This is a genomic window from Pseudomonas sp. NPDC087639, from assembly GCF_044743385.1.
Classification (GTDB): domain Bacteria; phylum Pseudomonadota; class Gammaproteobacteria; order Pseudomonadales; family Pseudomonadaceae; genus Aquipseudomonas.
Genome location: NZ_JBIUWI010000001.1, coordinates 287,947 through 308,957, shown reverse-complemented (window position 1 = coordinate 308,957; position 21,011 = coordinate 287,947). Strand labels below are relative to the sequence as shown.

At 56.6% G+C, this 21,011-nt stretch carries 17 protein-coding genes and 1 pseudogene; 8 read left to right on the top strand and 10 right to left on the bottom strand.

Annotated elements, in window-relative coordinates; genetic code table 11:
- Positions 1-4: 4 nt before the first annotated feature.
- Together gorA and ACIOVB_RS01290 are read right to left on the bottom strand one after the other, a co-directional pair.
- Complete coding sequence (gorA, locus tag ACIOVB_RS01295) at positions 5-1,366, bottom strand: glutathione-disulfide reductase (protein WP_401264145.1); 1,362 nt, start codon at positions 1,364-1,366, stop codon at positions 5-7.
- Between the two features lie 680 nt (positions 1,367-2,046).
- Positions 2,047-2,517 (bottom strand): chemotaxis protein, encoded by a 471-nt coding sequence (locus ACIOVB_RS01290; protein ID WP_401264143.1) that lies wholly within the window; start codon positions 2,515-2,517, stop codon positions 2,047-2,049.
- Positions 2,518-3,054: 537 nt separating this feature from the next.
- Between ACIOVB_RS01290 and ACIOVB_RS01285 the strand changes: the two genes are divergently transcribed.
- Complete coding sequence (locus tag ACIOVB_RS01285) at positions 3,055-3,831, top strand: alpha/beta fold hydrolase (protein WP_401264141.1); 777 nt, start codon at positions 3,055-3,057, stop codon at positions 3,829-3,831.
- A gap of 469 nt (positions 3,832-4,300) precedes the next feature.
- A complete protein-coding gene (locus tag ACIOVB_RS01280) occupies positions 4,301-4,861 on the top strand; it encodes a fasciclin domain-containing protein (protein WP_401264139.1) in 561 nt (186 codons plus the stop codon).
- Between the two features lie 278 nt (positions 4,862-5,139).
- Here the strand turns inward: ACIOVB_RS01280 and ACIOVB_RS01275 are convergent, their stop codons facing one another.
- The 4 genes and pseudogenes from ACIOVB_RS01275 to ACIOVB_RS01260 all read right to left on the bottom strand — a co-directional run bounded on the left by ACIOVB_RS01275 (position 5,140) and on the right by ACIOVB_RS01260 (position 7,892).
- Positions 5,140-6,414, bottom strand: a complete 1,275-nt coding sequence (locus ACIOVB_RS01275) for an ABC1 kinase family protein (protein WP_401264137.1) — start codon at positions 6,412-6,414, stop codon at positions 5,140-5,142.
- Between the two features lie 41 nt (positions 6,415-6,455).
- Complete coding sequence (locus ACIOVB_RS01270) at positions 6,456-6,920, bottom strand: DUF3429 domain-containing protein (RefSeq protein ID WP_401264136.1); 465 nt, start codon at positions 6,918-6,920, stop codon at positions 6,456-6,458.
- A gap of 160 nt (positions 6,921-7,080) precedes the next feature.
- Positions 7,081-7,278, bottom strand: a pseudogene (locus tag ACIOVB_RS01265) (integrase); the annotation flags it as partial.
- Between the two features lie 182 nt (positions 7,279-7,460).
- Positions 7,461-7,892, bottom strand: coding sequence for a hypothetical protein (locus ACIOVB_RS01260; RefSeq protein WP_401264134.1), 432 nt, complete (start codon positions 7,890-7,892; stop codon positions 7,461-7,463).
- A 451-nt stretch (positions 7,893-8,343) separates the two neighbouring features.
- Between ACIOVB_RS01260 and ACIOVB_RS01255 the strand changes: the two genes are divergently transcribed.
- Positions 8,344-9,441 carry a carboxynorspermidine decarboxylase gene (locus tag ACIOVB_RS01255; protein WP_401264133.1) on the top strand — a complete coding sequence of 366 codons (1,098 nt, stop codon included), beginning with the start codon at positions 8,344-8,346 and terminating at the stop codon, positions 9,439-9,441.
- 28 nt (positions 9,442-9,469) lie between these two features.
- A complete protein-coding gene (locus tag ACIOVB_RS01250) occupies positions 9,470-10,714 on the top strand; it encodes a saccharopine dehydrogenase family protein (RefSeq protein ID WP_187679874.1) in 1,245 nt (414 codons plus the stop codon).
- A gap of 146 nt (positions 10,715-10,860) precedes the next feature.
- On the opposite strand, the gene ACIOVB_RS01245 is transcribed toward ACIOVB_RS01250, so the two are convergent.
- A complete protein-coding gene (locus ACIOVB_RS01245) occupies positions 10,861-11,259 on the bottom strand; it encodes a nuclear transport factor 2 family protein (protein ID WP_401264131.1) in 399 nt (132 codons plus the stop codon).
- A 187-nt stretch (positions 11,260-11,446) separates the two neighbouring features.
- Between ACIOVB_RS01245 and ACIOVB_RS01240 the strand changes: the two genes are divergently transcribed.
- From ACIOVB_RS01240 to ACIOVB_RS01225, 4 genes are read left to right on the top strand one after another with little or no spacing between them, the layout of a single operon-like run.
- Positions 11,447-12,634, top strand: a complete 1,188-nt coding sequence (locus ACIOVB_RS01240) for an ABC transporter substrate-binding protein (RefSeq protein ID WP_401264129.1) — start codon at positions 11,447-11,449, stop codon at positions 12,632-12,634.
- Between the two features lie 10 nt (positions 12,635-12,644).
- Positions 12,645-13,514, top strand: a complete 870-nt coding sequence (locus ACIOVB_RS01235) for a branched-chain amino acid ABC transporter permease (protein ID WP_187679871.1) — start codon at positions 12,645-12,647, stop codon at positions 13,512-13,514.
- Positions 13,511-16,003, top strand: coding sequence for an ATP-binding cassette domain-containing protein (locus ACIOVB_RS01230; RefSeq protein ID WP_401264127.1), 2,493 nt, complete (start codon positions 13,511-13,513; stop codon positions 16,001-16,003). Before ACIOVB_RS01235 ends, ACIOVB_RS01230 begins: the two co-directional genes overlap by 4 nt.
- Positions 16,000-17,226, top strand: coding sequence for an amidohydrolase family protein (locus ACIOVB_RS01225; RefSeq protein ID WP_401264125.1), 1,227 nt, complete (start codon positions 16,000-16,002; stop codon positions 17,224-17,226). The genes ACIOVB_RS01230 and ACIOVB_RS01225 overlap by 4 nt, the downstream gene beginning before the upstream one ends.
- Positions 17,227-17,245: 19 nt before the next feature.
- Here the strand turns inward: ACIOVB_RS01225 and ACIOVB_RS01220 are convergent, their stop codons facing one another.
- The 3 genes from ACIOVB_RS01220 to ACIOVB_RS01210 form a co-directional block, all read right to left on the bottom strand.
- Positions 17,246-17,938: a GntR family transcriptional regulator gene (locus tag ACIOVB_RS01220; protein ID WP_401264124.1), complete on the bottom strand. Its 693-nt coding sequence runs from the start codon at positions 17,936-17,938 to the stop codon at positions 17,246-17,248.
- 115 nt (positions 17,939-18,053) lie between these two features.
- Positions 18,054-19,625, bottom strand: coding sequence for a gamma-glutamyltransferase family protein (locus ACIOVB_RS01215; RefSeq protein WP_401264122.1), 1,572 nt, complete (start codon positions 19,623-19,625; stop codon positions 18,054-18,056).
- Between the two features lie 136 nt (positions 19,626-19,761).
- Positions 19,762-20,739, bottom strand: a complete 978-nt coding sequence (locus ACIOVB_RS01210; protein WP_401264121.1) for an NAD-dependent epimerase — start codon at positions 20,737-20,739, stop codon at positions 19,762-19,764.
- Between the last annotated feature and the right edge of the window lie 272 nt (positions 20,740-21,011).

Genomic DNA, 21,011 nt, shown 5'->3' with positions numbered 1-21,011 from the left:
TCAGTCACCGGCTGCTCACCGCCGTACGGAGGGTAACGAACTCTTCTGCGGAGGTCGGATGAACGCCAATAGTGTCATCAAAAAGTCGTTTGGTGGCACCCGCCTTAAGAGCAATCGCTAAGCCTTGAATGATATCCCCCGCGTCCGGACCGACCATGTGGCATCCCAGCACTCGATCAGATTCTGCGTCCACTACCAGCTTCATCAGCGTCTGTTCTGACGACTCGGTGAGAGTCAATTTCATAGGGCGGAACCTGCTCTCGAACACAACTACTTTGTGGCCCAGATCAACGGCTTGCTGTTCGGTAAGCCCCACCGTGCCTATGTTCGGCTGACTGAACACAGCGGTCGGAATGTGCCGATAATCGACCGGACGATATTGCTCAGGTTTGAACAACCGACGGGCGACTGCCATGCCCTCTGCTGTCGCAACGGGTGTCAACTGGACACCGCCAATAACATCACCCAGAGCCAATATGGAAGGCTCGCGAGTTTCAAAGTGCTCATTCACGTCAATATAGCCAGCCTCGGTGAGTTCGACGCGCGTGTTTTCCAGCCCAAGACTATCGAGCATAGGCCTTCGACCAGTGGCGTAGAAGATGCTATCAGTTTCGAGCTGCGTTCCATCCTGAAGCGTCGCTAGCAAACTTCCGTCTGGCTGCTTATCAATTCGGACAACGTCAGTGTTGAAATCTAATCGCAACCCGCGCTTAGTCAACTCCTCTGCCAGATGAGTACGAACCGACTGATCGAATCCTCGCAAAAACATATCGCCTCGGTACAGCAGCCGAGTATCAGCTCCCAGCCCGTTGAAAATGCCGGCGAATTCCACGGCAATGTAACCACCGCCGACCACCAGGATTCGCTTAGGCAACTCTTCCAGGAAGAATGCTTCATTCGAAGTGATCGCATACTCGTGTCCCGGAATGTCCGGGATCCGCGGCCAACCGCCAGTCGCAATCAAAATCCGCTCAGCGCTGAAACGCTGGCCGTTTACATCAACATGGTTCGCATCTGCTAATCGCGCATGGCCTTCGAGCAACGTGACGCCGCTATTAATCAAAAGCTTACGGTAGATGCCATTGAGACGATCGATCTCACGGTTCTTGTTCGCAATAAGCGATGACCAGTCGAAATTCGCCTTGCCCGCTGTCCAGCCGAAGCTTTCGGCCTGTTCGAAGTCGTCAGAAAAATGGGCACTGTAAACCAACAGCTTTTTTGGAACGCAGCCGACATTCACACACGTGCCGCCTAAGTATCGACTTTCGGCAACCGCTACTTTTGCACCAAAACCTGCTGCAAACCTTGCAGCACGCACTCCACCCGAGCCGGCACCAATGACAAATAGATCGAAGTCGTAGCTCATTTCAGTTCTCTGTAGGGAATGCACCCGGCTGTCCAATTTCATTTGAGGAATAACGGCCGGAGCTTCAGCGAATGCATCAGTGAGGTACAAAGCCTCGAAAACAAACCTCTGCCTGATTGCGGTTGGCACAAATCAGTCATGCCTAATCCGCTGATCTCACTTGCCAAGCCTCCCATGAATTGGGGAAGCAAGAAGCCGACTTCGTGCTCACGATGAAGCACCACTGAGGTATCCGGATGGGAGACACCAGGACAGGATTGATGAGTGCCGAACATTGGAATCTCCCATTAATGGAGAACGCTGCGACAACTCCAATAGTTGATCGCTTCTGGGAACAGTTTCACCAACAAATGGGGTTTAGAGAATGAGCAGAGATGTCATGGCTTAATTGTGCAGGATGAAACAATGTTGGTAGAGGCTTCTGAACAGGCAATCAATCTATTCAGGAAGGATTTAGAGCAATACGCAGCTGGAGGTCTCTTCTGAATCGAGTGCCGACAAGCCTGAGGCGGGCCGACCTGCTTGGCTGGTCAGAACTCTCGGAGGAGCGTTACCGTGTCAACGTGGTCGAAAGCGGTGAGTGATACGCCATTCTTAATGACGATGGTCTCTTGAAAGAAGGTCGCACCCCCACCGCTTTCCGGTGACGTTAGTGGAGGCTCCATGTGCGGCGGTGTATGTCAATCTCTAGGAGCTGAAAGGGAGTTCGAAAGCTTTTTCATCGAAGACGAGAGCTTCATCTCGTTTTCTGTGCGGTGCAGATCATTCGTGGTAGTAGTGAGCTGGCTAGTGAGAATACCTAACTCCCCGATAATGCCCTGTACCTTCCCCTCACGCTCTTTTTCGCTCAGAGAGTGATTGTTCTTGATGGCATCCAATTCTTCCATTTTCTTTTGAATTTTCTCTTGAATGTCTCTTATCGCTTTGAGAATTTTTTTCACGCCATCCGGTAGATTGCTAGCGTCGATATCCGCATTTTTGTCGGTCTCACTTGACGCTTTCGCACTCCCCTCGGGGGACAAAGTCACTTTCACACCTTCGGTAACTGCTGGTACGTCGGAGTCGCCTGACGTCTCACTCGGCACTGATTTCGCAGCATTTGAGGGTTCTATGATTTTAATCGAAGCGTGGGCAGCGGCATTGATTTGCATGAGATTCTCCCTTTTTGTCTTTGCTGTATCGACGTTCGCGAAAAGTACTTGAAGGCAGTAGTGAGAAAAAGCCTTTGGGAGTGAGCGGGCTAACGAGTATCGGCATCTGGCCTACAGGGCATCGAGGACTCTAAATTGATTTTGCGCGAACTGATCAAAATCAAAGGATCTTCTCTAGAGGTTGTGCAGGGACGCATTCCGTCGAATTACATCAGTTTTGAATTCAATAACCCCTCAAGCGCAACGCCTCTCCCGACCGAAATAATCGCGGCCATTTCAAAAACCGGAACAGTAGATTGTCTTTTTTGGTCGTTCTCCCGGGTTTGTTTAGGGCAGACCATGGGCCACGCAGTGCATTGATTTGCAACCGGCCGCAGAGGCATCAACTTGATGAAATTCGTTTTTCTTGATGATGCAAAGAAGGTTCTGAATCGTTGCACAGACTTACTACGTGCCCACCCGAAAGGGAGGGCTGATTCTGTACCCGGCACAAATTGATGGAATTGCGTCAACCTTCGTCACACACAGGAACTCTAGATGAACAAGTTATTCTCAGGCCTGGCCTTAGCGGCCGCAATGGTTACAGCCACCGCAGCGATGGCTGCGCCGGTCAAACCGACTGTCGTATTGGTTCATGGCGCTTTCGCCGATTCCAGCAGTTGGAATGGCGTCGTCAAAATTCTGGAAAAAGATGGCTACCCAGTGATCGCAGCGTCGACCCCGTTGCGCTCACTCAAAGGTGATGCGCAGTCGGTCGCCGACGTGCTCGCCAGCATCAAAACGCCCGTTGTGCTGGTCGGGCATTCGTATGGTGGTCCGGTCATCAGCGAAGCGGCTTATGGCAACACCAATGTTAAAGCGCTGGTATTCGTCGCAGCCATTGCACCCGAAGCAGGTGAATCCACCGCAGAATTATCTGGACGTTTCCCAGGCGGTACGCTGGGCCCTACCCTCGCCCCTCCAGTAGCCTTGGCTGACGGCGGTAAGGATCTGTATATCCAACAAGACAAATTTCACGACCAGTTTGCGGCGGACGTCTCAAACGCTGACGCACGCGTCATGGCGGCGACTCAACGTCCCGTCACTGTCGCCGCCCTAAACGAAGCATCGACCGAGCCGGCCTGGAAAACCATTCCTTCTTGGTTCGTTTATGGGACCGCCGACAAGAACATCCCGGCACAAGCTCAGGTGTTCATGGCCGAGCGGGCACATGCCAAGCAAACCGTCGCAGTCAAGGGCGCCTCTCATTTGGTGATGGTATCCAACCCGAAAATCGTTGCCAGCTTGATCGAAAAAGCAGCTAACGCCAAATGACGACAAGTCGCGGCTTAGAGTTGAGCCGCTTCATCATTAAACGAGCATCCGGTCGTACTACGGATGCTTACTTGAAGCCCTAGATGATGCAATCGACAGATTCGCGGAGCCGGAGTAGGAGTGTTGTCAATCATACATAGCCGGAGAGCCGACGAACGTGCAGTCCGCACTCGATCCGCCTATTGGCAGAATAAGAGCGCTCAAGCCGGTCGAAGCTGATGGCAAACCTCGTTCACTGTTTCTACTGTCAGCCGATGCCTACATGGCCTTTGAGATTATCGTCGGAACTTGTAGGCACTCTAATGCCCGCCTTCTCTCTAGAATCTTTGAACGGCTCACCTATCAGGGTGCCGACCAGACCGGTCATCGCCCAAGGGAAAATATTGTCGCCCTGATGCATCCGTTAAGGGACTTGCTCCGTACATTTATCACCTTCATCCGAAGGACCGAAGAATCTAGGAGAAGTACCATGCTTACCCTTGCTCAACGCATCGCCGCGGTCTGCTTCGCTACCCTCTTTTTTGCTGCGTCACCAAGCTTTGCCGCCGAACCCGTCATGGTAGGTGGTGCCCCCATGTATCCGAACAAGACCATTGTCGAGAATGCCGTCAACTCGAAAGACCACACGACCCTAGTGGCGGCGGTCAAGGCTGCCGGCCTCGTGGACACGCTCAACAGTAAAGGTCCATTTACCGTCTTCGCACCAACCAACGAAGCCTTTGCCAAATTGCCCGCCGGAACCGTAGATACACTGGTCAAACCGGAAAACAAGGCAGACTTGACGAAGATACTGACGTATCACGTGGTTGCTGGTACTCACACCGCCAAGCAGTTGATGGCGGACGCCAAGATGAATGGCGGCAAGGTCGTGTTGAAAACCGTGCAGGGGGAGTCATTCACCGTCATGGCGCAAGATGGAAAACTATCGGTGATGGACGCCAAAGGTGGCAAAAGCGCGATCAGCATTGCTGACGTCATGCAGTCCAACGGCGTCATCCATGTGGTCGACACAGTGCTGATGCCTAAGTAATAGCTGAAAACCCGGCGGACATTATCTAATGTCCGCCTGGGATTAACTGCTGACCTGAGCGACCGACAGAAAACTGCGAGTGGCTGACACTCATGGCAGTTAAAAGATCATTTGATTCGGTATCTTGATTAAATGAACTCACAATATAGATTCTCCTGATTTATGAAAATGAGCGTACAGCCTGTCATTGACCACTGCGAGTGACGCATATGACCTCGCCTCCAGCTTGGTTAGCACTAGACGTAAGCCTGCCGGGATATTTTTCGTTCAGGAAGCGCTCAAACTACGTAAGGCTCGAACAGGGATCGCACATTCACCCTCGCCTTAAGCTTCGCAGCCAACATATACAACCCACCTATCTTGCGATGCAGAAGCAGGACATCCACCGGTGGCGTGTGCCAGAAGTCGCGATCGGCACCCAGTTGCCAACCTGCATCGCGCAAGCGTCCTGCGAGGTCGGACATCGCAAAGTCATAGGCGCCTTGATGCCGCAGTGGCTCGCAGGCCTGGGAGATGAGGTCAGTCAGCAATAACCGATGCTTGGGCAGGGTTTCATGCTGAAAGTAGCCGACATCCAGCGCTGCGTCAGTGATGGCGGCGCGGTCTTCACGCAGGCCTGCAACTAACAGTTTCCGAAATGCCTCGGTGCTGTTGCGTCTATAAAGGCGCGTGGCACCGAAGTCGAGCAGCACTATCTGTCCGGTTTCCTGCTGATAACGGTAATTGGCAAAGTTGGGGTCAGTCTGGACGCACTGAAACTCAAAGACCTCGCGCAGAAACAGAGCAAACAGCAATGTGATGATCCGGTCGCGCTCTGTCTGTGGCGCGTGTTCAAGGCTCTCCAATGCGACGCCGTCGGCGAAGGACATCACCAGAATGTTTGACGTACTGAACTCGGCATACCAACGAGGAACCAGAAAGTCCGGACTGTCGGCTAACAGTTGATGGAAGCGCTGTAAGTGCATGGCTTCTTGTAGGTAATCGGCTTCATTATGCAGTTGAAGCTTGGCCTCTTGGAGCAGTGGTGCGACGTCCATGCCGTGAGGCAGCAGCCCGGACATGCGCAGCAAAGTAGCGACGTTATCCACATCGCTGGAAATACTTTCGCGCACACCTGGATATTGCACTTTGATCGCCAGACGCTGGCCGTCTTTGCCTTGCGCAGCATGAACCTGGCCGATGGATGCCGCCGCCAATGGCGTGAAGGAAAACCGTTCGAAGCGCCCTTCCCAGCCCCTCCCCCAGCTTTCGTCAAGAACCGCGGCCAACTGACTCATTGGCATCGGATGCGCGTCGGAACGCAGACGAGAAAGCATGTCGCTAAGCTCGCTCGGTAAGAAGTCACCCGCATCCATTGATAACAACTGTCCGATCTTCATGGCCGCACCACGCAGTTGCGACAGTTGCTCGGCCACCCGTTGCACATTACCCGGCGTCAACAGAAGGTCACTGAACGCCGGACGTTTTCCTTGAGCCAACTGCCGCGCACCTTCGGCCAACATGCCGCCCACCACGCCCGAGGCCAAACTGCCAAAACGCATCAGCCGCGACAAGCGACTGCCCGGCACTGCAGACGATTCGGGTCGACGCGGTTTCACGAATAAATGACTACAGCGATTGCGCCAATAAGCAGGCAAACGCTAGCCACAGCAGTCAGGCGCAATCGCATTGGCAGGTACCAGGCGTGCAGGCTCACAACCCGAACCAACTGTCGGTCTTGCCAGAAGTGGACGACAAATCCGACGATCAAGAGCAAGCACCCCAATGGCACCGGCAGTAACGTGCTGAGCCAAGCGATAAGAGCCGGGATGACGCTCCATATAAGCCGGTCGCGGCGCAGTTCGGCAGTCATGTTTTGCACTGACATGGCGAAGCCCCAGTGCAAGGCGCCGATAAAGCTCAGGATGACAGCGCCATAGTTGACCAGCGCCACAGCCCCAAACGGTCGATATTCTAGAGACGTGAGGATGAGTAGCGCGAGACCAATAAACGGCAGCAAACCGCCATAGCCCAGCAGGACGATATACCTTGGCGGCGAGATCGAAGACGACACGTTCATTTCAATTTCTTCCAGTGCCCGACATACAAGACTGTAGACCCAAAAGCTCCGACCCGATGCCAATGCTTTTCACTTGAACAGTGATTCAGTCCTTTCCTTGATTGACCGGTCCTGTTGGGCCGGATCGCGACGGTTTGCCATCGACCGTCGCAACGGATGGTTAAACTTCCGTCTGTTCCGCAATTTCCAAGGGATCATAGACCTCGATTCCCAGGTATCTGACGGTGCTTTCAAGCTTCGTATGACCAAGCAAGAGTTGAACAGCTCCCGGATTCTTCGTCCTCCGATAAATCAGAGATGCTTTGGTTCTGCGTAGCGTATGAGTTCCGTACATTGTTGGGTCAAGGCCAATGGCTGTGGTGGGTTACCAACGTCCATACGGAATGCAGAACTTCTCGACGTAACGCTTCGATTTTTCACTGATCGGGTACGCGTAGCGCCCTTCACTCTTACTTTCGCGTTAAGCGGTTGCGGACCGATAACGCATCAGGAAGCATCGAAACCTCTACCCGCGGTCCGCTTGAACGCATAGTTAGGCCGCTAGGCACGCAGGATCCGTCTCAACGCGAGCAGCGGAGGGAAAAACACGGCTATGAAGACAACATTCAGGACAGCGTTTTGCCAGAACCCGGACCACAAGGAGTACGCAGTGTCAGGAACGGCCCAGCAGAGGATGGAAACAGTAACGACCCGACTTACTAGCAACGGCTGAAGCTTGTAGAAATAGCGGACCATCAAGAAGAGAGCTACGCCCCACCCCACAAGCACTGCACCAAGTACCACATGTAGCAGATCGATGTAGTTGACTGCTGACTCCTGAAACCTGCTTATGGCCGACGTGTCGCGCATCAGCAGCGCGCCGAAGAATGCTCTCGTTCCAGCTTGCGACAGAATCATGAACGCACCAAAGGCCTGGACCGCAACACAGGCGACTTGTAGCCACCGGAACCAGAATTCGGACTTCTCTGACATAAGAACCAACTCCCTAACGACCTAACTATTAATCAGGCGACATTGCTGTCGCGCAACGCATCTTGAGCTGACTGATAACATCCGTTGTCACGCAGTAAACACCTGATTTGCATAGAAGCGAAAATGGCAAACGCGACTAAGTCAGGTGAAAAAGCGATATGAAAGGCAACACGTACCAAACCAGCAAAGGTAACGTAATGGCTTGACGCTACTGATCGGCCTCAAGACTGTCTAGCTAGGGCTTATCCCCCCCTTCTGTTCTTACTCCGCCATTGGGCAGTCATCACCTGACTACCTTCTTACTAACGGCCGCCGAACGAACCTCATGTGTAGTGAATCGCGCCCTTTAGATTCATTAGCTCAATGAGTCGTACGCTCAGCTCTTTCGATATGGAGTCAGTCCGGGCACAATGCGCATCCTTTTTTGGCTGGCCTTGCCGGAGGCCTCGAAATGATCAAAACACCGTACTACCTCATCGACAAACAGAAACTGCTGACCAACATGCAGAAGATTGCCTATGTGCGCGAACAGTCCGGGGCAAAGGCCCTGCTGGCGCTCAAGTGCTTCGCGACCTGGTCGGTGTTTGATTTGATGCAGCAATACATGGACGGCACCACCTCGTCGTCGCTGTACGAGCTCAAGCTCGGCCGGCAGAAGTTCGAAGGCGAAACCCACGCCTACAGCGTGGCCTGGGCCGACGATGAGATCGAGGAGATGCTCGACAATTGCGACAAGATCATCTTCAACTCCATCAGCCAGCTGCAACGCTTTGCCAGGCGTGCTGAAGGCAAAGTCCGCGGCCTGCGAGTCAACCCGCAAGTCAGCAGTTCCGATTATCTGCTTGCCGACCCGGCGCGTCCGTTCAGCCGTCTCGGTGAATGGGACCCGGTGAAGATCGAAGGCGTTATCGATCAGATATCCGGCTTCATGTTCCACAATAACTGTGAGAACGGCGACTTCGGTCTGTTCGACCAAATGCTCTGCACCATCGAAGAACGCTTCGGTGAGCTGCTGCACAAGGTCAGCTGGGTCAGCCTGGGCGGCGGTATTCACTTCACCGGTGAAGGCTATGCGCTGGATGCTTTCTGTGCGCGGTTGAAGGCGTTTTCGCAAAAGTACGGCGTGCAGGTCTACCTGGAGCCCGGCGAAGCGGCGATCACCAACAGTGCCTCGCTGGAAGTGACGGTGCTCGACACCCTCTACAACGGCAAGCACCTGGCAGTGGTGGACAGCTCCATTGAAGCCCATTTGCTTGACCTGCTGATTTATCGCCTCAACGCCAAACTGGCACCGAGCGACGGTGAACACACCTACATGGTGTGCGGCAAGTCGTGCCTGGCCGGGGACATCTTCGGCGAGTACCAATTTGACCGTCCACTGGCCATCGGCGATCGACTGTCATTCATCGATACCGCGGGTTACACCATGGTCAAGAAAAACTGGTTCAACGGCCTGAAAATGCCATCCATCGTGGTAAAGCAACTCGACGGAACGGTCGAAGTGGTGCGCCAATTTGGTTATGAAGACTACCTGTCCAGCCTTTCGTAAACGGACAGATAAAGGAGAGTAAAAGCAATTGAAAAAGAACGTTCTTATCATTGGTGCAGGAGGTGTCGCTAAGGTGGTGGCCCACAAGTGCGCACAGCATAACGATGAACTCGGTCGTATCGCTATCGCGTCGCGCAACATCTCCAAATGCCAGGCCATCATCGATAGCGTCAAGGCCAAGGGTAGCCTCAAACAACCCGCCGACATCAAAGCCTTCTCGCTGAATGCGCTGGATGTCGAGGCGACCAAGTCGCTGATCCGCGAAACCGGATCACAGATCGTCATCAACGTCGGTTCCGCGTTCCTCAACATGTCGGTACTGCGTGCCTGTATCGATACCGGCGTAGCCTATCTGGACACTGCCATTCACGAGGAGCCGGGCAAAATCTGCGAGACGCCGCCCTGGTACGGCAACTACGAGTGGAATCACCTCGAAGAGTGTAAAGAGAAGAACATCACTGCGATTCTCGGTGTGGGTTTCGACCCAGGCGTGGTCAACGCCTATGCTGCACTTGCGCAGCAACAGTATTTCGACCGAATTGAATCCATCGATATTCTCGACGTCAATGCCGGTTCCCATGGCAAGTATTTCGCCACCAATTTCGATCCGGAAATCAATTTCCGTGAGTTCACCGGACAGGTGTGGAGCTGGCAGAACAGCCAGTGGACCAGTAACACCATGTTCGAAGTCAAGCGCACCGACGACCTGCCAGTCGTAGGGTCGCAGAATCTGTACCTGACCGGTCACGATGAAGTGCACTCGCTGTCGAAGAATCTGGACGTGCCCAACGTGCGCTTCTGGATGAGCTTCGGCGAGCACTACATCAACGTGTTCACCGTACTCAAGAACCTCGGCCTGCTGTCCGAGCAACCGGTCAAGACCGCCGAAGGCCTGGAGGTTGTGCCGCTGAAAGTGGTCAAGGCCGTGCTGCCTGATCCGAGTTCGCTGGCGCCCGGCTACACCGGCAAGACCTGCATCGGTGATCTGGTCAAAGGCACCAAGGATGGCCAGCCGCGTGAAGTGTTCATCTACAACGTGGCCGACCACGAGGAAGCCTTTGCCGAAACCGACAGCCAGGGCATTTCCTATACCGCTGGCGTACCACCAGTCGCTGCTGCCCTGCTGGTCGCCCGCGGCGAGTGGGATGTCCAGCGTATGGCCAACGTCGAGGAGCTGCCGGCTGAGCCGTTCCTCAAGGCACTGGATGTAATGGGTCTGCCGACCCGCATCAAGGACGAGAATGGAGACCGCCCCTGGAACGGCGACGCCTAAGGCTCGCAACATTCAGGGGTGCTTCACTGCCTGCTCCGAAAACGCCGCTCATTGAGCGGCGTTTTTGTATGTATTTCTGAACATTGTTGCGCTGGCTTCTTGTTCCTGACCGGTGACCCGACCTGTCGCCTCAACACTGCGTGAACTCAAGCCTTGGCGATTTCCGGCATCAGAAGCCATTCGGCGCTGTCGTTCCAGACATCCATGTGGGTGATCTTGCCGTTGCGCACTTCGAAGCGATCCAGATAGCGATTACCGGAAAAACTGCGGCCATCGGACCACTCGCCATACAAGGTTCCGTTGGAATACACCACGGTGTGATCACCGCGATCCATCCAGTCGAAGTTGCCCAAGGCTTTTTTTACCCAGGCATAACGGGAACCGTTGAACGCCGTGATGGCCTGTGGGTCGGGCATGACCCGGCCGCCGGTGAAAGTGATCTTCACATCGGCACTCATGAAGGTTGCGGCCCTGACAGGATCGGGCGCCATGGAGGCCTCGAGAAAGCTGCTAACAATCTGCACGTCTGTATTTGCCTGCGACATCGTCGAATCTCCTGACTGACTATTGATAAGCACTGGATCGACGCCTCTGCTTAGTGCAGAGCGCGTTAATTTGGCGCGTTTAGTTCAAGTTGTTTGTGCCCCGTCACCCGGTTTTATTGGGGCGGCTGACTGGCATCCTACTTGCTAGCAATAATTATGCAAATGCTAGCAATCAGGAGAACGATCAATGGCCTTCCCGCTTTTAAACCTGCAGCGTCTTGTGTTTCCCGTGGCTGCCGCAGTCACGCTCAATGTGGCTTTGTTTGGTGGTGCCCAGGCGGCCGAGCCTCCGATCAAGGTTGGTCTGGTCGCAGCCCTTTCGGGTCAGTCGGCGAAATCCGGCGAAGCGCTGACTCGCGGCCTGACCATTGCCATCGAGGAGGTCAATGCCAAGGGTGGCGTGCTCGGCCGACCACTCGAACTGGTGCGTCGCGACGACGAAAGCAATCCGTCCAAAGGCATGCTGGCGGCGCGCGAGTTGGTTCAGCGCGAGAAAGTCACCGTGCTCTTCGGTGGGCTGGACACCCCGGTTTCCCTGGCCATTGTGCCTCTGGCCAACCAGTTGAAAGTGCCCTTCATGGGCATCTGGGCCGCCGGCACGAAAATCACCGAAAACGGTGCTGCGGATAACTATGTGTTCCGCGTCTCTGCCGTCGACGAACTGGTGGACGAAGCGCTGGTGAAATACGGCGCCGAGAAAGGAATGAAGAAGCCGGGGATGATCCTCATCAATAACCCGTGGGGCGAATCCAATGAAGCGGGCTTCAAGCGCGCCCTGGAGAAACGCGGTCTGGCCAATGCCGGCGTCGAGCGTATCCAGGACAGCGATCTCGATGTGGTGCCTCAGCTCACTCGCCTTAAAAACGCCGGCGCCGACACCCTGCTGATGGTCGGCAACGTCGGCCCATCGGCGCAAGTCGTCAAGTCTCTGGATCGCATGGGGTGGGACGTGCCGGTGGTTTCACACTGGGGGCCGGCCGGTGGCCGCTTCGGTGAATTGGCCGGCCCGAACGCTTCGCGGGTCCACTTCGTCCAGACCTACGTGTTCACAGAACACAACAGCGCCAAGGGCGATGCAGTGCTTGCCGCACTGAAAAAAACTTATCCGCAGATCAAAGGTCTGGCCGACGTCACGCCCGCCGTGGGCATTGCCAATGCTTACGACGCTCTGCACTTGAGTGCTCTGGCCATTGAAAAGGCAGGCAATACCGATGGCCCTGCCGTGCGCAACGGCTTCTATGCGATCGAGGGCTATGACGGCCTGATCAAACAGTACCAGCAGCCGTTTACGGCACAAAAACATGACGCATTGGGGCCGGACGACTATCTGTTCACTCATTTCGTCGACGGCCAGATCGTTCCACTCAAGCCCTGAGGAGTTCGCCATGTTCACCGCCGCCATCGTCACCGGCCTTGGGCTAGGTAGTATGTACGCCCTGCTGGCGCTGGGTTTTCACCTGACCTACGTGGTTTCACGCACCGTCAACTTCGCTCAAGGCAGCGCCATGATGGTCGGCGCTGTGCTGGGTTACACCTTTTGCATCACCTGGGGATGGTCGATGTGGCTGGCACTGCCGGCAACGCTGATCCTCAGTGCGCTGTATGGCCTGGTGATCGAGCGCTGGCTGGTGCGGCCGTTTCACAGTCGTGGTTCTCAGGCTTGGCTGATGGCAACGGTGGCAGGCGGCATTCTGGTCGATAACCTGGCGTTGTTCACCTTCGGCAAAGAGCCTCGGCAATTCACCAGCAGTCTGCTCAACGTCAATGTCGAGTTGGCAGGCGCCAGTGTTGGCGCGCTGCAACTGTTGATCCCCTTGGCCGGCGCAACCATCGCGCTCGCGCTATTTCTGGTGCGGCGCTATACCCGGTTGGGCAAGGTGCTGGAGGCCTGCGTGCAAAATCCACGTGCGGCCATGCTGATGGGCATCAACGTCAATCGGGTGGTTGCCATCGCGTTTGCCATCTCAACCGTCTTCGCGGCTCTGGCGGGTCTGCTGATTGCGCCCCTGTTCAGCGTCAATGCCGAGATGGGTTTGCTGTTCGGCCTCAAGGCGTTCGCCGTGGCGATCCTTGGCGGGATTACCAGCGCCGGAGGGGTCTTTGCCGCCGGCTTGATATTCGGTCTCTCGGAAGCGCTGATCACCCTGTATTTCGGCTCGGCCTTCACGCAGATATTGACCTTCGCCCTAGTGATTCTGGCGTTGGCGATCCGTCCAAACGGCCTGTTCGGCAGTCAGGCACTGGTGAAAGTATGAATGACTTCAAAACTCTGCTCGGCCCGGTGTTCATCGCGTTGCTGGCGCTGCTATGCGTTGTCATGGCGTTCACGCTAGACAGCTATTCCCTGTTGGTCTTCACCCTCTGCGCGCTGGCGGCAGTGGTCGGTGTAGGGCTGAATATATTGATTGGCCTGAGTGGCCAGATCTCCTTCGGCCATATCGCGTTTTATGCCATTGGCGCCTATGTTTCGGCGCTGCTGACCATCGCGGGCTGGCCGCTGTGGCTGGCGATGCCGGTGACGGCTGTCGTCACTGGGCTGATCGGCGCCTTGCTGGCGATTCCTGCGTTGCGTGTCAGCGGTCCTTATCTGGCGATGATCACCATCGCTTTTGCCTTCATCGTCCATCACAGCCTGATCGAATGGCGTGACGTTACCGGCGGTTCCAACGGTTTGATGGGCATTCCGTTACCGCAGTTCGCCGGACTCGATCCGGCCATCCTCCTGGCATTGCTGGCCACAGCCTTGATGATCGGCGCCCTTGCGTTTTATCAGCGTCTGCGCCACAGCGGTTGTGGCAAAGCCATGCTCGCCGTCAAGGCATCGGAGATTGCCGCCCGCTCGCTGGGGTTCAATCCGGTTCTGAGCAAGACCCTCGCCTTCGCCCTGTCGGCCGCGCTGACCGGTCTGGCGGGTGCTGTGCTGGCGCCACTGTTGATGTTTATCAACCCCGAATCCTTTCCGTTCTCGCAATCGATCCTGTTCGTGCTGGCCGTCATTGTCGGTGGCAGCGGGACATTGTTCGGCCCTTTACTGGGGGCGTTGCTGATTGTGCTGGTGCCGGAATTACTTTCGGATTTCGCCGAATACCGCCTGTTGATTTTCTCGACCTTGCTTCTGGTGGTGTTGTGGATCGCCCCCAACGGCTTATTGGGTGCGCTCGCTCGTCGCTGGATCAAACCCACGCACTTGGTGCCACCAAACACGATCAATCAAGCGAGGCTGGCCGCGCATCTGCAAAGTCGAGGGGTTTCGAGCGGTTTACGCGTCACAGACATCGGCATTCGCTTCGGCGGCGTCCAGGCCGCGCAGCACGTCAATTTGCATGCCCCCGCCGCCAGCATCACCAGCATTATCGGGCCCAACGGTGCAGGCAAAACCACGGTGCTGAACATGATCAGTGGCTTCTACACGCCTGACAGTGGCCAGATCGAACTGCAAACCGCCCTCGCTGGTTTACCCGCCTGGAAAACAGCTCGCGCCGGGATTGCGCGCACTTACCAAACCACTCAGTTATTCGGCGATATGTCGGTGCTCGACAATCTGCTGGTGGCCATGCAGAAAGGCCGCCTCGGATCACCGTTCAGGCTTTGCAGTACCGAGCAGCGCGACCTTGCGCTGGATCTGCTGGCATTGGTCGGCTATCGCGGCGCGGTCAACATCGCCGCCGAGGACTTGCCCCACGTGGATCGTCGTCTGGTGGAAATTGCCCGGGCATTGGCGACCGCGCCGGCGGTGCTGCTCCTCGACGAACCCGCCGCTGGCCTGAGCCGACGTGACACCGATGAACTGGCGCTGCTGCTGCGCAAACTGGCGGATTTCGGCTTGACGGTCATTCTGGTCGAGCACGACATGGCGTTGGTCATGTCGGTGTCGGAACGCCTGCTGGTGCTGGACGCGGGCAAGCCCATCGCCTTCGGTACACCGGCCGAAATCCGCCAGAACAAACAGGTCATAGCCGCCTATCTGGGTGGGACAGATTACCAGGCGACGCCCCGTGAACAGACTTGGGATGGAAGTCGCGACGCACGCTTGTACGTCAAAGATCTGGTGATCGATTACGGCGCAGCGCCGGTGGTCAACAAGGTCAACCTCGTGGTCAATCCCGGCGAGATGGTGGCGATCCTTGGCGCCAACGGCGCGGGCAAATCGAGCATCTTGCAGTGCCTGGCCGGGCTGCATCGGGCCGCCAGCGGCAGCATCCTGCTGGACAACGAAAACATTGAGATGGTCAGCGCCAGTGGCATCGCCGGTAAAGGTCTGGCACTGGTTCCGGAAGGTCGCCAGGTATTCCCGTACCTGACAGTGCGCGACAACCTGTTGCTGGGTGGTTATTCGCGGCGCGAAGCGTTCGACGCCGATGCCGAAATCGAGGCGATCCTGCGGCGCTTTCCGCGTTTGCGCGACCGCATCGACAGCCCGGCGGGCCTGCTGTCCGGTGGCGAACAGCAGATGGTTGCCGTGGGCCGCGGCTTGATGGCCAAACCCAAAATACTGCTGCTCGACGAACCGTCGCTGGGCCTCTCCCCTGCCATGATCGGTGAACTGTACGACGCCTTGGCAGCCCTGCGCGACGATGGTGTGACCTTGTTGCTGGTGGACCAAATGGCCAACCTCGCCTTGCAAGTCGCCGATCGGGCGTACGTGCTGGAAACCGGCTGCATCGTCAAATCCGGGAGCGCCGCACAGTTGCGCGGCGACGACGAACTGGCCGCCGCGTATCTGGGCGAAGGCGTCAGCGCATGAGTGCCCTGAAAATCATCAATGCACGCGTCGGCGAAAAGACCTCTGCGGACGCGGTGTTGTACATCGAGAATGGCTGTTTCGTCCCGGCCTTTCACCCGGCCACTACCGCATGGGAAACCCTCGACCTGCAGGGCCGCCTGTTGCTACCGGGGCTGGTCGAGACCCATATCCATCTGGACAAGGCGTGCATCATGCAGCGCTGCCATTTGCAGCAAGGCACGCTGGCCGAAGCAATTGCCCAGACTCGGGCGGCGAAAGCCGAATTCACCGAGCAAGACATCTATCTGCGCGGTGCACAGGTGCTGGACAAGGCGATTCTGCAGGGCACCACGTTCATGCGCACCCACGTCGAACTTGACCCGCAAATAGGGCTGATCGGCTTCAATGCGATTCGCCGCCTGCAGACCGATTACGCCTGGGCGATCACGCTCCAGATCTGCGTATTTCCTCAAGAGGGACTGCTCAACAACCCGGGCACCGAAGCCCTGCTCTGCCAGGCGCTGGAGTGTGGCGCAACGGTGCTTGGCGGCTGCCCCTACATGGACAGTGATCCTCTCGGGCAGATTCAGCGCCTGTTCGAACTGGCCGTAACTTACGATTGCGATCTGGATTTGCACCTGGATTTCGATCTGAATCCTGAAGGCATGACCGTCATGGAAGTTGCCCGCTGTACGCAACTGCATGGCTGGGGCGGTCGAGTGACCATCGGCCATGTCACCAAACTGTCGACGTTGCCTCGTGAACAGTTGATGGAGTTGGGCCGGCAGTTGGCGGACGTTGGCGTGCAGGTCACTTGCCTGCCCAGCACCGATCTGTTCCTGATGGGGCGCGATGCCTTTCATAACAAACCACGCGGTCTTGCACCCTTGGCTCAACTGCATGCCTGCGGGGTGACCTGCTCGGTCTCGACCAACAACATCGGCAACCCGTTCACGCCCTATGGTGACGCTTCGCTGATTCGCCAGGCCAATCTGTTCGCCAACGTCAGTCAGATGGGCACTGTGCCGGAGTTGCTGCAATGCCTGTCATGGGTGTCCAGTGAATCGGCGCGCCTGCTCCGCCTGACGGATTACGGCCTTCTACCTGGTTGCCGTGCAGATTTCATCGTCTTCGACGCGCCTTCACCGGCAGCGGTGATTGCCGAGATCAGCGCGCCGCTAATGGGCTACAAGGCTGGGCGCCAAACGTTCAGCAGGCCAGCAGGGGTATTACTCAAGCCATAGCGTGGCTTGCGGCAATATTTCAGTCGCTCAACGCCTGCTTGAGGTTGAACTCTTCAGGCGCTGATTCTTCCAGAGCCAGTTGCCCTTCCAGCTCGTCCAGGTGTTCGATCATGACCTTGACTGCCTTGGCGTTATCGCCCGCTTCCAGCGCCGTGATGATTTCCTGGTGCTCATCGGACGCGCAGGACGGTACGTCGTTACGCTGATACAGCGCGACGATCAACGAACTGCGCACCATCAGGTTGGCGAGGATATCGCTGAGCACGGTATTGCCGCTGAGCTCGCCCAGCATCAAGTGAAACTCACTCAGTTCCCTGACGATGGCGCGGCGGTCGGTGTCGTTGGTGGCTTTGCGTTCGTTGTTCATGTGACTGGCCACGCGCTGGCGCTGTTTGCGCATGACCGCCGGGGTGATCGCTTCGACAATGGCTCGCTCGATGGCCCGCCGAGCGCTGAATATATCCTTCGCCTCGCGCGCGGTAGGCTGTGCAACCATGGCGCCTCGGTTGGCTGCGATGGTCACGACTTTTTGCATGGCCAGACGCTGCAATGCGACCTGCACATGATTGCGGTTGGCTTGCAGCGTTTCGACGATCTGCGCTTCGATCAATCGCGTGCCAGGCGGCAGACGATGCTGGGCGATGGCCTTATACAACGCATCGACGATGCGCTGGACCTCAAGCTGTTTGGCGGTGACTGTGGTCAAGCCCATCCTTTCCTCTTTTTCAAAAAAGGCCTCATGCCGTCGCGCAAAACTGCTGACGGTAAGCAATGGGCGGCATTATCCGCCAGCCGCCCGGGCGGCGGCAAACCTTGTGACCGGCAGCTCAGCTCGATTGACCGAGGCTGACGCCCTCCCCTCGGGGATCGTGCATGGCGCTGCGGTGATCATCGGCGCCAATCGCGATGATCCCGGCGTGGCCGGTCATGGCGCTAAGTGCCGGAATCACTTCCACCTCGTGGCCCAGTGCGGCGAGTCCTGTGATCGTCGACTCGTGGATATCGCCTTCCAGCTTGAGGTTGTCGGTGCTGTCGAAAAAGCTGCGGCCGAGCAGAAAGCGTGGCGTCTGCAGGGCAAGGTCAATGGGTTGCTGATAGTCAATCAACTGCGTCGCCAGGACCATTTGCGTCTGTGGCTGGCCATCGCCTCCTTGCGTCCCGAAAAACCAGCGACGGCCGTCGTCGGCCAGGTAGCAGGAAGGGTTCAGGGTATGCGCCGGCCGCTTGCCCGGCGCCCAGCCGTTGACATGACTGGTATCGGCATTGAACCCGGCGGCGCGGTTCTGCCAGAGCACGCCGGTATCGCCCATAACGCAGCCGGAGCCGAAATCATGAAACAGGCTCTGGATCAGGCATGCAGTCCGCCCTTGCTCATCGGTTGCGGCCATCCAGACGGTGTCGGCGGGACGACCGGGTTCGTTCCAGAGCGCCGCACGCTGATCATCAATCGCCTCCGCATAGGCTTGAATCTGCGCCGCGTGCAGGCTTGAGGTGAAATCCCGCTCAGACGTCAGCGGATCGCACAATTGCGCATTGCGGCGCAGCAGACTTTGTTTGATCGCTTCAACCAGGTAGTGATAGTAGAGCGCGCTGCCATTGCCGACGTCGGCCAGTGGCTTGTGTTGCAGCGCGGCCATGGCTTGCAAGGTATAGAGCCCCTGACAGGGCGGCGCGACGTTGTACAGCGTGCCCTGACGATAACGCACGAAAATCGGTGCGGCTTCAAGGGCTCGGGTCTGAGCCAGGTCGACGGCCGTCAAGCCGCAACCCAAGCGGTCAAATGCAGCGCCGAAGGCTTGCGCGAGTTCGCCGTGATAAAAGTCTTCAACACCGTGCCGCCCGAGATGGCGAAGGGTATTGGCCAGTTCTGGCTGGCGCAGTATGTCGCCCTCGCGCAACCAGCGACCCTCGGTCTTGCACAGGTGATGGAGACCCGGTAGTTGCTCGATCAGCGGCTGGCGCAGGGTCTGCCAGAACAATTGCGATTGTGAGACGGGCGTGCCCTGCCCGGCCATGAATGCCGCGTCCTCCAGCAGATCGGTCCAACCCAGTTTCGAGCCCCACTCATGCCGACTGATAGTCGCCGCTGTCTGCCAGCTGGCCAGGGCACCCGCCGTCGTGGCGACCGAAGCCGGGCCGCGCAGGCTGATCTTGCCTGTCTCTGGCAAGCGCTGCCCGGCCTGCCCGATCCCTACAATGGTGCGTACCCGACGATCATGGATCATCCACAGCGCATCGCCGCCCAGCCCGGTCATGTGCGGAAAAACCGCTGCAAGCATGGCGCTGGCCGACAACATCGCGTCGATCGCGGTGCCTCCCGCGTCGAGAACCCGCATGCCGGAAGCACTGGCTTCAGCATGAGGTGTACAGATAACCGCGCGGCGCGACGTGGCAATCATAATCAAAGGCCTCTCATATTCTGCTAGCTATAAGTCAATTTATTGCTAGAAAAGCAATAAATGTGCCGGCTTAGCGAGCCTGAAAATGATGCAGCCGCCGCGATGTTCAAGCCTGGAACGGTCTTAACCGTCAGACTCAAACCTGATAGTAATCTCGATACCACTTCACAAATTGCGCCACCCCTGCTTCAACCTCTACCTGCGGAGAAAAACCGATCCATTCTGCCAGCGCCGAAACATCGGCCCAGGTATTGATGACATCGCCCGCTTGCATCGGCATAAAGTTGCGCTGAGCCTTTGTACCCAATGCCGTCTCCAGACAATCGACAAAATCCAGCAGCGCTACCGGGCTGCCGCGCCCTATGTTGAAGATCCGGTTGACGCCTTCGCCCTCCTTGTCGGCTACCGGCGGTTTCGGACACAGCCGCACGATGCTTTCAACAATGTCATCGACGTAGGTAAAGTCCCGCGCCATTTGACCATGGTTGTAAATATCGATCGGACGGCCCTGCAGGATCGCTTCGGTGAACTTGAATAGCGCCATGTCCGGTCGGCCCCATGGCCCGTAAACGGTAAAAAAACGCAGCCCGCTGGCCTTCAGTCCGTAGAGATGGCAGTAACTGTGGGCAAGTAATTCATTGGCGCGTTTGGTGGCGGCGTACAGGGAAACCGGTTGCTCGACCGCGTCGTCGACACTGTAAGGCTGCTTGCTGTTGGCACCGTACACCGAACTGCTCGACGCGTAGATCAGATGCGCGGGCTGATAATGTCGACAGGCTTCCAGCACATTCAAAAATCCCACCAGATTCGATTGCGCGTAGGCATCCGGGTTATCCAGTGAGTAGCGAACACCCGCCTGGGCGGCCAGGTGGACGACCTCGGTGAAACCGTGCTCATCGAACAGCGCCATCAAAGCCGGCTTATCGACAATATCCATCGTGTGGAAACGGAAACCTTGCAGCTCGCTCAACTGCTTGAGGCGCGCCTGTTTGAGCGCCACGCTGTAATAATCGTTGAGGTTGTCGATGCCTATTACTGTGTGGCCGTCCAGAGTCAATCGTTTGACCGTGTGATATCCAATAAAGCCCGCAGCACCTGTCACAAGAACGGTCATAGTCCCTGCTCCAATCAACTCAATAGGTGATTACTTATAGCGTTGATCGGGAAATGCAGTCCAGACTTTATAATAATCCCCAACTATGGGGATTCGCCTGTTGATCTTGCCTATTAGCCTTCACCTTGAAAGACGAAAAAATTCCGAGCCATCCGTCAGAAATAAATACTCAATAAAAACAATATGATGTATTCGGCCGAATTCATTATTGGATCAATGGCGTGTTTTTTGACAAGGAACGTTTGACAGACCGTGAAGACTGGCCGATAACT